We start from the raw sequence: 10,274 nt of genomic DNA on the forward strand, positions 1-10,274 counted from the left end.
TCACCCTTTCTCTTGTTTCTGCTGATAACTCAAAAACATCCTGCCTGGATCAATTGGACGGTCTTTCTTGTCCTTGGCAGACATCATTTCCAACATCTCGAAATAGTCAGCTTCATCAAAATCCCTTAAGGACCAGTGAAAATAAATGACGGCCTGTTTTTTTGACCATCTGAAATCTTCAATCTGGTTTTTCAACTCATAAACTCGTACAGGAGGGCTAATCCTTGTCGCTTTTGTCCGCGGCCTGCTCTTTCTTGTTAGCCAAGTCGATGTCTTCATCACTCATGCCCATCATTCTCTCAAATGTGTAATTAACTGCCTCGACTGTTTGCTTGAAGTCCATTTCGTCCAGCTTGTCCTGCTCCTGCTTGTTCAGTCCTAAGATAGTGGTCAAAAATTCAAGGGAGTTATGCAGCATGTCTCGCTGCATCTTAATGATCTCAATTGGTTCTTTGTCTTGAATGTCATCTGCCTGAGCCATGAGCAGTTGCAGATCATACATCTTCTCCATGTTTCGATTGGTCGTCTTCACGTCGTGCTCCCGATTGCTAATTGCCGTTACCTTGATTTTCATATGTGTACCATCCTTTGATTTTTTGTATTAAAAATGCCGGCCCAAGGACTTGCACCATTGGTGTGACTGCTACCGGCTGTTTAGCTATTGTTGAAATTTCTATTCTGTCACTTGCTGGTTGATACTTATTCGTTTGCCTGTTTTAGATTGCATCAGAACCGGCTTCTCAGCACTAACCAAATGTAACTATCCTTGTGTTCCTGAACCAGTGGTAGAACCTGAACCACCAGCTGGAGGAGTGGGCAGAACATAGCCGCCAAATACTTCACTGTACATATTTGCCTTGTCAAACTTGCTATCCAAGTCACTGTAAATCTTATAAGGTTGACCATCGAAGGCTGTTGTTGACAGAGCAGTGTATGTCAGTTGATCATCAACTCGTTCCTCGCTGGCTTGATCAGTCTGAATGTTGGCCGCAGTTTCGGTCATGATCCCGTCACCAAATCCGTAGTAAACATAATGCAAGCGGTCAATGGTTTGAGTTGTAATCAACAATGCCACATGAGCTTTCAAATTTTCGTCGGTATAACCGCCCTTGCTATCATCGACAAAGCCCTTGATTTGTTGCTTGATTGAAAAATCCAAGTTGTTGATGTCCAAAGCTACAGATGGCTCGCTTGTGCCAACGGTAACGTCTTGAACGTTATTGTTCCCGTAAATTTTGGCAATGGTGCCTGACAATCCAGTGATATTGGCTGTTTTGGTGCCCAAATCTTTGTGGTCAACGGTGTAAATGCCACCCGTACCAATGCCGGTTGTTGTGTCTGAAATAAGCTTTTGGTATTGGTCAACCAGTGCCAACTGGATTTGATAAAGTCCTACTGTTGCCATTAAAACGTCTCCTTTAATATTTTTGTTCTGCTGAAATAAAATGTGTTGCTCAACTGCTGCGTGTCAGGGCCTAACGTGCGCTGTCTGACTGCTGCAACTTGCCAATTCTGATGAACAAACGCCTTCATCAGGCTGACTTCAATGTCTTCGGGGTCAGTTTCAAGATGCTGTGAGTACCAAATCTGTACTTCAACTTCTTGATTCAATGCCCAAAAGTCATCATTTCCGAAAGATGCTGGATCATTAGCAGCATCAGAAATCAGAACAACTGTTTTATCTTTGCTGTCTACCAACTCCTGCGGCAGGTTGTTGCCTTCGATTGCGTCAATTCCAGAGATATTTGCTTGGCTGAGAATAGATACAGCATCATCTACTGCACTCATTTGTCTCCACCACCGTTCAACTTAGCAATAATCTTGTTGTATTCCGCTTGTTCAGCCGCAAACACAGCGTTTTTAGCATCATTTCTGGCATTATCTACAAAATGGTCACCACGTAGCTTTTTAGTGCCATCGTTTAGAAAACCGGCGATGTATGCCTTGCTGCCAAAACCAGCGGTTGATTTCCCATTGTGATCACCATCAATGTCGCCGGCAGCACTCCGAATATTGGCTGACAGATGGCCATACTTACCGCCATCGCCCTTAGTATCCGGATGTTTTTCTTTGGTGGCTTCTTGCAGCTTAGTGGCAAGAACATCAGCACCAGCTTTTGTTATTTTTTCCTGGTCTGTGATACTCAGCTGTGCAGCTTTAGACACCTGTTTCAGCCACTGATCAAGTGCTACATCCATGTCCATAGCTACGCCCCCTTGGTAATCTTCGTGAGGGTCAGATAATCGTACCGGATGGCATCATTGCTGTCGTCAGGGGACACATCAGCAATGTCATACACAACACCATCGAGACGTGCCTGCTGCTGCACAATGTTTCTGCCATCATGTCGTGTAATGATCGTGATCGAGTTATCCAAGCGTGTGCCTACAAGCGTGTACTGCTGTGTCAGCGTCCGTTTTTGCTGCTTGTAATGCAGTGTGTATGCAGGAACAAAGCTAGAAATGTTCAGGCCAGCACCTGTCTTGTGTGACTGTGGAACGCCAAACTCAACGGTCCGGCTGAAATCGCTTGGCTTAAAATTAGTTGCCATCAGTATCACCACTATCTGAATTAGTTGGCTGATTGGCCTGCAAATGAAGCAACATCATCAAAACGCCTTGCGACAGCCCGTTTTCTAGGGCTCGATCATAGTATTGCTGGGTAGCCATTGTTTTAATGGCGAGCTTGGCAATCGGATCGGTCTCATCAAGTACCCCCACTGAGCTTGTAACCACTCCCGTAGCGCCAGCAACCAAGTTTGTGATTGTTGTTTTCTCGGCCTCATCAAGATTAAGCTCCGTCATCAGGTCATCAACAATTCCAGATTGGAAGCCGCCATCATCAGCCATTTGATCGTCTCCTTTATCAGCCGCCCGCTGAATCAACAACGCACTGTGTATTTCTTAAGCGACCATGCCATATTACTTGCTAGGTGCCGTGCTGGCAGCAAAGTTTGCTTGCTGGTCAGCAATTGCAGAGAAGGACCCAGCAACAAAGGCATCGGCATCAGTTGCTTGCACATCGAAGCGGTCGATGACACGCAGCTTAGTCTGATCATGCTCAAACGCACCAGCGCCAATGTTGGTGACAACCAAGCTCATCTGCTGACGGTCAAACAGGGTCGCGGCCTGAGAGAGATCGCCATAATATAACGGATAAACTGGTGCAGCAGCGGTGCCTGTGCTTGGCAGCCAACGATCAGAGATGACAACCACCTGATGGCCACGAATGCTGTAAGGCATGTCAGGAACAACGTTGGCCTGAATGAGATACTGGCCCATGGCGTCCTTGACCTTTGCCAGCTGTGCAAACCCGCTAACATTGGTCATCAAAATTGATGTGGACTGGATAGCCGGGTCAACAGCTGTGTAGATCATATCCAAAATGTCGTCAAACTTAGCAATGGTCGGCTTCTTAGGAGCGTTGTTCATTGCTGAGATGATGACGCCGTTGCGTGTTACAACATCCTTGCGGGAAATAAATTGTTCAATCCACGCTTGAATATTTTGATCACTGTCATTAAGCAACGTATTCGGCATTGTAGAAATGCCAGCATACCGATGAATGGTGTATTTGATTTGTGCCAGCTTGGGATCATCGTTATCACCAATAAGTGCATTCTCATCATCAAGATTTGCCAGGGGTGTGATTGTTTCAAAAGGCTCATACACACGTGATCCAGTTGGAGTAGAAACATTCTCAACCTTCACATATTGTTCAAGAGACGCATATTGCCGTTTGAGTTGGTTGATGTTGGTCTGAATATCAGGCGGAATTGTCAAGCCAGCATTAGACGTATCACCGTCGGTATTACCGGAAGTGACTAAATCCGTAATTTGCTTTTTGCCCGTAGCCAAATCCACAAAATTGTGGACAAAGTCTTGGGCCTTAGACGTTTTCTGAATAATGTTTACTTTCTTGTCGGTAATGTCAGTTGGCTTTTCTGCCTCCGCTTCAGCTTTCGCGTCATCCAGCGCTGACTTTGCAAAGTCTCGAGCGGTCTTAGCAGCTTTCAAATCATCCGTCACTTTCTTAACGTCATCTTCCGTATAAGAAGACGGATCAGCCGCCAGTGCTACCGCCATTTTTTGCGACTCGTCTTGTAAATCCGTTACCTTTTGCCCCGCTGAAATCCACGCGGTGTTTAAATCGTTTACACTAGCCATTATTTGGCCTCCTTGTTTTTAATGCCCAACAACAAAGCCAGCTTCGGGTCAATGGCTTTCTTCCCATCATCCGTAGGCTGGCTCTCTGTTGGCTTATTCTGTTGGCTGTTTGCTTTGATCATTAATGTTTTCACTCGGTGAATCATGTCAGTTGTTAGTGGCAAAACGCTGTTTGTAACTGCTGGTGCCGTGTCAAACATGGTGTCATCAGCGAATCCTTTTTCAACAGCCTCTTTGGCATTGATAAATGTTTCGTTAACCATCATGTTGTACACATCGCTAGGACTCATACCGGTTTTTGCTACATACACATCAACCAATGATTGGTCAATACTGTCTAACGATTGACTTGCTGAATTTAATGCATCCACATTGCCATTGGCCGACACTGATGCTCTGTGAATCATCAGCTGAGCTGTTGGTGCCATCTCGACTTTATCTCCTGCCAAAGCGACTACCGATGCTGCAGAAGCAGCAAGTCCAACGATGTTAGTGACAATGCTGCCGGAATAGTTCTTAATGGCCGTTGCCATCTCACTGCCAGCAAATACATCACCACCCGAGCTATTTATCTCCAAAACAACGTCCTGCCCGTTTGCCTTTGACAATGCATCAGACAAATCAGTCGGGGTGACTGTCTGATAACCAAAGAATTGGTAGACATCAACGTCATCCTCGCTTGAAATAGCACCCTTAATTGGTACCGTTACTGCCATTAGTATCACCTCCTTTAAGGTTAGACTGATCTGGATTGAACTTAGGCGCATCGTCTGGCAAGAAACCGACACGGCGAAGCAAAAAGTCGGATTGGTTACCAGAAAGCGCGCCGTTTTTGACAGCACCCCCAACGGCTGCTAAATAGCTGCTCCGATCCTGATCAATGGCCGGCTGAATATCAATTTCAATAGCAGCCGAGAATTTCTCATTTAACTCACTAGCGATGGCCTGCGCATATCGGTTGAGACTATTCGCATACATGCCCTCAATCATCGATAAGGAGGACTGCTGGTCGCCTTGTCCATTAAGGTAGCTGTCAGGAATGTTATATACTTTCGCAATCTGTTTGCTTGTCCAGTCTGTGGACGAAAGCAGCTTAGAAACGTCCGAGTTTAGCTCCAACGGAGCATATGTTGTCAGCTCATCAAGCACGACTGGGCCCTTATTCGAAGTTGCTTGAGTCATGAATCCAGCCGACAATGCCTGCTTTTCTTTGAGGCTTAATGCCGACCCCTTCTTTGAAGTCAACGTCCCGTTTGAAGTAATGGCCTTTGACAGCGCCGATATTGTCAATCCATTGGCGCTGTTTTTGATGTTCAGCTCGTTTTGCAGAGCCAATAGCGGTGACCGGCCAACTTCTCCACCATTCCCAATGCCGAGCAGTCGAAGATGAATCATGTCTGACTGTGGCACATTGTTCATAACAGAAATACTTGGCTCGTCAAAAGAAACGTTGTAAGTGAGTCCAGTACCATCGCTCAAAAGAAATACAGATACCTGAGACGGCCGCAAATATTCAAGCCGAACGGGCTGACCGGTAAGCTGGTTGCGCCAAATATAAGCATAGGCATTCCCATCAAGCAGCAGCTGCGCAGCCATTGACTGCCAAAAGGCTTGCCGATTTGTGGTTGCTGACGGATGATCAAGAATCGTTTGCGTTCGTGGCAGCCCTGCTTGCATATAGCAAGTGGCCAAGTCTGCGGACAATTGATAAATTGTGGCATAAAGGTCTGAGTTAAGTAGAGCTTTCCGCGCGGATACATAAGCGGCCGGATCAACCATTAAGCCAGTCATCATGTCGCCATCGGCTGATTCAAGCACGCTCTCATATTGGGGAGCAGCACGATTAGTTGCTTTACTGCTCAAAAATCCAAAAAGCACCATTAATCACCTCCTCTTTTGGCTTTGTTGATCACAAGCGCTGTTGCGACCAGCAATATTCCCAGAATGACTTGCCCAACCAATAGACTGACTGAAAATGCAGCATAGACTAAAACGGCAAAGCCGCATAAAAAAAGAACTGTCTCGACGTTCGCAAGTAGAAACAGTCCTACGACTTTCAGTACTTTATTAAATTGTTCAACCAATGGCATCGCCTCCAAACCCGAACTGGCCATTTTCAATCATCTTTTTAAACTTCTCGGGCGTCATGAGCTCAACTTCTTTGGTGCGGTCGTTGGCAATTCCGAAATCTTCAAAATGATACATGCCTTGGTAAAGCGCATCAATCAATGCATCAACGACATCAATTTTGAGTGTTGCTTTGGCCTTATCGACTTGGATTCCGACCTTATCTTCATAAATTTGGGCATTAAGCAATGCTTTCTCCATGATTTTGTCGTCCGATCTCTTGATTGATCCTTCGATAAAACCCGTTTGCAAAAACTTCGTGGGGTCTTTAAGCTCGCCAGTTCTCTGCCTGATGGGCATAATGTTCCAGCCACTATTAAGCTCCAACTGCTTTACAAAGCGTGTGGCGCCCATGGCGTCGTAGCCAAAGCAAACCACATGCAAATGGTGGTCGCTTACATAATTCCTCAGCCACGAATATACTTGATCATCGTTGATGATGCCTTCCGGGTGACTAGTGATCGTGCAATAATCCTTCTTCGCCAGCTCTCGGTAGCCGATGCCGTCCTGCTTTTCTTTGGCCTCGATGCTGCCAGCTTTTTGCCACGGGATGAAACTATGCTGGGCAATGTACCAATACTTATGCCCGTTGCTTTCATACGGGAATACAAACCCGATAGCCGTGTTATCACTAAACATTGAATAGTCAAACCCGATGTAGACATCACGATGATCAATGCTAAGTTCAGGAATAATAGCACGTTCAACGTCTGCTAGTTTGAGAAAACAATTTTGTGACTCCTGCAGCCACATGTTCAGGTTCTTATTTTGGAAATCATCAACAGTGCCGGCTAACATATCGGAATCCCGTTGGCCTTTAAGCCCCGCCATTAAATCGTCATGCTTGGCTGGTAAATCCAGCAGCGGGTTGCTGTTAACCCATGTATCTGGTTTGTAGGTTTCGTCCAAATTGTCTTGCGCCCAAACCAAGCACAACTGCGTATCGGCTTCCCGTTTGTAATCCTGCTCCATGGCTTGTTGTAGCGCCCGTTCGTCATCATGAAACGGGACGGTTGGGTTAGGATAAGCCGTGGAGATTTCCACGAACTGTTTGTTGGGGATTTGCACTTGGCCGGATACGATCTTGTTGATTTTCGTGCGGCTCTGCAATTCTCCAATTTCGTCAAAGATGGCGGTCGTAAAGTGGAATGAGTCGTACTGCCCGGACTCATGGCTGATCGCCCGCAGCACATTGTTCTGTTTCTTCTGGACAATCTGATCGGATTGGCTAGATAGCCCGTCAGGATTGAGGCCGACCTCTTTGGCCAATGACTTGAACGGTTCAATATCCAGAATCTTACGCAGCATTGTCTTAATGTAGCCAAGAATTTTGCTGGTCTGTTTGAAATTGATAGACGCCACCAGGTAGTCCTGACTAGATAAGCCCAGGGATTCCACTAAAAACGAATAGCAGGCGATGATCGCCATCAAATAGGTCTTGCCGTTTGTCCGGCCAACACTTACGATGGCTCGGCTGAACCGTTTGCCACCATCAATGCCGCGCCAGCCAATCAATTGAGCCAAAATAAAAGCCTGCCAAGGCATTAGCTCGGTAGGCTCATCGGTGTGATCCACGTTCGGGCAAATTGCCGCGAACTTGAGGATGTTTGTGACTTTGTTCAGGTCGTAGTGGTATGGGAAGTCTGCCTCTTTTTCCAGCACCCGCTGCAAATCTCGGATATGGCGGAACGCGGCCAACTGGATCATGTAACCGGCCTGCTGCTTGCCCTCCAGCACGTCAAAAGCGTACTGCGTGCCGACATCTGGATAGGCATTACGCACATCGTCATAGTTGCCTAAGTGATATGCCTTAAACACATCATGCGATTGGGTCAAATCAATTGGCTTAATGGCTGTCACCTCCCAAGAACTTCTTCATCTGCTCGGCGATGTCTGTCTTGCCTTCATCAGGCGGCTTGATTTTAGCCATCTCCGCCCGTCCTTTCGGCGACAGGCCTAATTGTTCACCAACCGCATTAAGCTGCTTGAGCGAGTCATTATAGACCTGTGTCGCCGGGTTGCGTTTGTAGCCAACGAAGTCCTTTCCGACAATTGCGCCGGTACTGTCTTGCAGCGAGTCAAATATCTTGGTCTGGATGCCATCATCAATGATGGACTGGTAGGCTTTCCGGTAAATTTCGTACTGCGTACAGTACAATTCCACCAGACCGGCATCAACTCGGGTGACTGGTGCCTTGGCTTCTAAAAAGGGGACAACTTTACGCCACATGGCACTCGCAATCTTGCCAAATGCTCCGGTGGACGTTCCGGCAAATGCCCGTTGTTCTGCTGATAAAATGGTTTTTGATTGGCGATGGTCGTTGCCTCCTTTCTTGGCTTAGCCCCCCCGCATTAAAAATTTTGAAAGCATGCTTTGGCGCAAGACAACAGCTGTGTGTGGCTCCCCGTTTTAGAAAAATAGGGGGCGGGGGGCAAATTTTCAGCCGCGTCGTTGCGCTGTTTTCGATTGTTGCATGAGCTTAGCTACCCGTTTTACGTCACGTATCTCTGGCAATCCCGTGCGGCTGTTGGTTTGACCGGTGCCATAGTAGGATTGCTCCCACGCTGTTTTTTGCCGGTGGCAATCCGTACAGATGGTCGCTAGGTTCCCAGCGATGGTGGCCAGTCCCTGGTCTATTTCAATTGGCACAACGTGGTCGACGGTGTTTGCCAGCGTTATCTTGCCGTTTGCCCTGCAGTATTGGCAAAGTCCGTAGTCCCGATCAAGCACCAGTTGGCGAAGATGCTTCCACTGTGGTGTTTTGTAAAACTTGTACTGTTCACGTTTGCTTGCCGAACGATTGCGTATGATGTGGTTGTACTTCCAATAGCCGTGTTTCTTTTCGTCCGCTGCAACTTCCAATGACTTGTGCTGTGTGCAGTAGTGTGCCGGCCACTCCACCATATTGTGGCAGCCGTTAGCACGGCAACGGTGCACTCTAGGCATTATTTTTTTATCTCCTTTAATAGGATTTTACAAATCGGTAAGTACAGCTGTATAATTAAGGTTGTGTACAATGAAACTGGTTTTTAAAAATTAAGGAGGAGTATTTATGCATTTTCTTTGGGCATTAATCGTTGGAGCCATCATTGGTGCAATTGCTGGAGCAATTACCAATAAGGGTAATTCAATGGGATGGATCAGTAATATCATTGCTGGTCTCATTGGATCCGTCATCGGCGAAGGAATTCTTGGTCATTGGGGCCCCCAGTTAGCTGGGATGGCATTGATACCGTCCATTATTGGGGCAGTAATTCTTGTCGCAGTTGTGTCTTTCTTCACCTCTAGGCGTCAGAACGGTTAGGAGGAGTCTATATGGAAACTGTTAATTCAGTTGTCAAGATTATGGTCGTAGGAACCCTAATTGTTGGAACTGTATTAATTGCCGGAACTGTTTTTAGTGCAAAATTAATTGACAGGGCTGGAGACAAATTACAGCAGAATATTCACAACTAACACGTTACTTCAAAGCACTGGGAAACCGGTGTTTTTTTATTGCGTGCAGATCAACCTAAAATTTTGTGTTTGTCTATTGTATTTGCTGCTCAACTGGGCGCATAATATGAATTGGGAAACCGGTTATCTTTCTTCCAGCACCTTTCTTTCATGATCTTTCCGGCTTCTCCCCCAAGTGATTTTTCTTCAAACTGGTTCTGCTCCCATCAGGACCATGTTTCTATTTCCCATCGGTATCCCTGCCGATGGGTCTTTTTTTGGCAATTTTTAGAAAGCGTAATATAAAACGGTTGTGATTTAATGTTCAGCATATTGAATATGCCACCATTTAGGGCATAATGTTTTGTGAGGGAAATCGATGGCTATGCTCGACCCCCCAGTCGTTCAGCAGTTGACCGGTTCCCTCCAAAACCGGTACACCTTTCTCACCGACCCAACAGCCGGTGTTTTTTTGCACTAAAAAAGACGCTCCACAACGTTTTACAAAAATAATTTTTTGGCCCACGACCGAGTTCAGGCGGTCT

Annotated in this window: 17 protein-coding genes; 2 read left to right on the forward strand and 15 right to left on the reverse strand. The window is 46.4% G+C overall.

Going from position 1 to position 10,274, the window contains the following annotated elements:
• The 14 genes from FD09_RS11430 to FD09_RS11495 form a co-directional block, all read right to left on the reverse strand.
• Nucleotides 1-195 (reverse strand): hypothetical protein, encoded by a 195-nt coding sequence (locus FD09_RS11430; protein WP_235812277.1) that lies wholly within the window; start codon nt 193-195, stop codon nt 1-3.
• 22 nt (nt 196-217) lie between these two features.
• On the reverse strand, nt 218-574 hold the full coding sequence (locus FD09_RS11435) for a phage tail tube assembly chaperone (RefSeq protein ID WP_057821466.1): 357 nt from the start codon (nt 572-574) through the stop codon (nt 218-220).
• Nucleotides 575-760: 186 nt separating this feature from the next.
• Nucleotides 761-1,405: a phage tail protein gene (locus FD09_RS11440; RefSeq protein ID WP_057821468.1), complete on the reverse strand. Its 645-nt coding sequence runs from the start codon at nt 1,403-1,405 to the stop codon at nt 761-763.
• On the reverse strand, nt 1,405-1,788 hold the full coding sequence (locus FD09_RS11445; protein ID WP_057821470.1) for a DUF806 family protein: 384 nt from the start codon (nt 1,786-1,788) through the stop codon (nt 1,405-1,407). Before FD09_RS11445 ends, FD09_RS11440 begins: the two co-directional genes overlap by 1 nt.
• The gene (locus FD09_RS11450; protein WP_057821472.1) at nt 1,785-2,204 is read right to left on the reverse strand and encodes an HK97-gp10 family putative phage morphogenesis protein; all 420 of its coding nucleotides are present in this window, start codon (nt 2,202-2,204) and stop codon (nt 1,785-1,787) included. The genes FD09_RS11445 and FD09_RS11450 overlap by 4 nt, the downstream gene beginning before the upstream one ends.
• Nucleotides 2,205-2,206: 2 nt before the next feature.
• On the reverse strand, nt 2,207-2,551 hold the full coding sequence (locus FD09_RS11455) for a phage head closure protein (RefSeq protein ID WP_057821474.1): 345 nt from the start codon (nt 2,549-2,551) through the stop codon (nt 2,207-2,209).
• Nucleotides 2,541-2,849 (reverse strand): hypothetical protein, encoded by a 309-nt coding sequence (locus FD09_RS11460; protein ID WP_057821501.1) that lies wholly within the window; start codon nt 2,847-2,849, stop codon nt 2,541-2,543. The genes FD09_RS11455 and FD09_RS11460 overlap by 11 nt, the downstream gene beginning before the upstream one ends.
• Before the next feature lie 72 nt (nt 2,850-2,921).
• A complete protein-coding gene (locus tag FD09_RS11465) occupies nt 2,922-4,166 on the reverse strand; it encodes a phage major capsid protein (protein WP_057821476.1) in 1,245 nt (414 codons plus the stop codon).
• A complete protein-coding gene (locus tag FD09_RS11470; protein WP_057821478.1) occupies nt 4,166-4,882 on the reverse strand; it encodes a head maturation protease, ClpP-related in 717 nt (238 codons plus the stop codon). Before FD09_RS11470 ends, FD09_RS11465 begins: the two co-directional genes overlap by 1 nt.
• Nucleotides 4,860-6,047, reverse strand: coding sequence for a phage portal protein (locus FD09_RS11475; RefSeq protein WP_057821480.1), 1,188 nt, complete (start codon nt 6,045-6,047; stop codon nt 4,860-4,862). Before FD09_RS11475 ends, FD09_RS11470 begins: the two co-directional genes overlap by 23 nt.
• The gene (locus tag FD09_RS11480; RefSeq protein ID WP_235812282.1) at nt 6,047-6,256 is read right to left on the reverse strand and encodes a hypothetical protein; all 210 of its coding nucleotides are present in this window, start codon (nt 6,254-6,256) and stop codon (nt 6,047-6,049) included. Before FD09_RS11480 ends, FD09_RS11475 begins: the two co-directional genes overlap by 1 nt.
• Nucleotides 6,243-8,144, reverse strand: coding sequence for a terminase large subunit (locus FD09_RS11485; protein ID WP_157053791.1), 1,902 nt, complete (start codon nt 8,142-8,144; stop codon nt 6,243-6,245). The genes FD09_RS11480 and FD09_RS11485 overlap by 14 nt, the downstream gene beginning before the upstream one ends.
• The gene (locus tag FD09_RS11490) at nt 8,140-8,523 is read right to left on the reverse strand and encodes a phage terminase small subunit P27 family (protein ID WP_157053788.1); all 384 of its coding nucleotides are present in this window, start codon (nt 8,521-8,523) and stop codon (nt 8,140-8,142) included. The genes FD09_RS11485 and FD09_RS11490 overlap by 5 nt, the downstream gene beginning before the upstream one ends.
• A gap of 210 nt (nt 8,524-8,733) precedes the next feature.
• On the reverse strand, nt 8,734-9,156 hold the full coding sequence (locus tag FD09_RS11495) for an HNH endonuclease (RefSeq protein WP_235812278.1): 423 nt from the start codon (nt 9,154-9,156) through the stop codon (nt 8,734-8,736).
• A gap of 190 nt (nt 9,157-9,346) precedes the next feature.
• Here FD09_RS11495 and FD09_RS11500 point away from each other — a divergent pair, with 190 nt between their 5' ends.
• Nucleotides 9,347-9,598, forward strand: a complete 252-nt coding sequence (locus FD09_RS11500) for a GlsB/YeaQ/YmgE family stress response membrane protein (RefSeq protein WP_057821486.1) — start codon at nt 9,347-9,349, stop codon at nt 9,596-9,598.
• Between the two features lie 11 nt (nt 9,599-9,609).
• Nucleotides 9,610-9,750, forward strand: a complete 141-nt coding sequence (locus tag FD09_RS16570; RefSeq protein ID WP_164480544.1) for a hypothetical protein — start codon at nt 9,610-9,612, stop codon at nt 9,748-9,750.
• A gap of 328 nt (nt 9,751-10,078) precedes the next feature.
• On the opposite strand, the gene FD09_RS16785 is transcribed toward FD09_RS16570, so the two are convergent.
• The coding region (locus FD09_RS16785; protein WP_235812279.1) for a hypothetical protein at nt 10,079-10,274 on the reverse strand (196 nt) is incomplete at its 5' end.

This window comes from Schleiferilactobacillus perolens DSM 12744, assembly GCF_001435585.1.
GTDB lineage: Bacteria > Bacillota > Bacilli > Lactobacillales > Lactobacillaceae > Schleiferilactobacillus > Schleiferilactobacillus perolens.

Excerpts from the sequence above, each read along its gene's own strand:
- FD09_RS11440 (WP_057821468.1), bottom strand. The coding sequence starts at position 1,405 with ATGGCAACAGTAGGACTTTATCAAATCCAGTTGGCACTGGTTGACCAA.
- FD09_RS11465 (WP_057821476.1), bottom strand. The coding sequence starts at position 4,166 with ATGGCTAGTGTAAACGATTTAAACACCGCGTGGATTTCAGCGGGGCAA.
- FD09_RS11460 (WP_057821501.1), bottom strand. The coding sequence starts at position 2,849 with ATGGCTGATGATGGCGGCTTCCAATCTGGAATTGTTGATGACCTGATG.
- FD09_RS11475 (WP_057821480.1), bottom strand. The coding sequence starts at position 6,047 with ATGGTGCTTTTTGGATTTTTGAGCAGTAAAGCAACTAATCGTGCTGCT.
- FD09_RS11470 (WP_057821478.1), bottom strand. The coding sequence starts at position 4,882 with ATGGCAGTAACGGTACCAATTAAGGGTGCTATTTCAAGCGAGGATGAC.
- FD09_RS11500 (WP_057821486.1), top strand. The coding sequence starts at position 9,347 with ATGCATTTTCTTTGGGCATTAATCGTTGGAGCCATCATTGGTGCAATT.
- FD09_RS11445 (WP_057821470.1), bottom strand. The coding sequence starts at position 1,788 with ATGAGTGCAGTAGATGATGCTGTATCTATTCTCAGCCAAGCAAATATC.
- FD09_RS11435 (WP_057821466.1), bottom strand. The coding sequence starts at position 574 with ATGAAAATCAAGGTAACGGCAATTAGCAATCGGGAGCACGACGTGAAG.
- FD09_RS11450 (WP_057821472.1), bottom strand. The coding sequence starts at position 2,204 with ATGGACATGGATGTAGCACTTGATCAGTGGCTGAAACAGGTGTCTAAA.
- FD09_RS16570 (WP_164480544.1), top strand. The coding sequence starts at position 9,610 with ATGGAAACTGTTAATTCAGTTGTCAAGATTATGGTCGTAGGAACCCTA.
- FD09_RS11455 (WP_057821474.1), bottom strand. The coding sequence starts at position 2,551 with ATGGCAACTAATTTTAAGCCAAGCGATTTCAGCCGGACCGTTGAGTTT.
- FD09_RS11490 (WP_157053788.1), bottom strand. The coding sequence starts at position 8,523 with ATGTGGCGTAAAGTTGTCCCCTTTTTAGAAGCCAAGGCACCAGTCACC.
- FD09_RS11480 (WP_235812282.1), bottom strand. The coding sequence starts at position 6,256 with ATGCCATTGGTTGAACAATTTAATAAAGTACTGAAAGTCGTAGGACTG.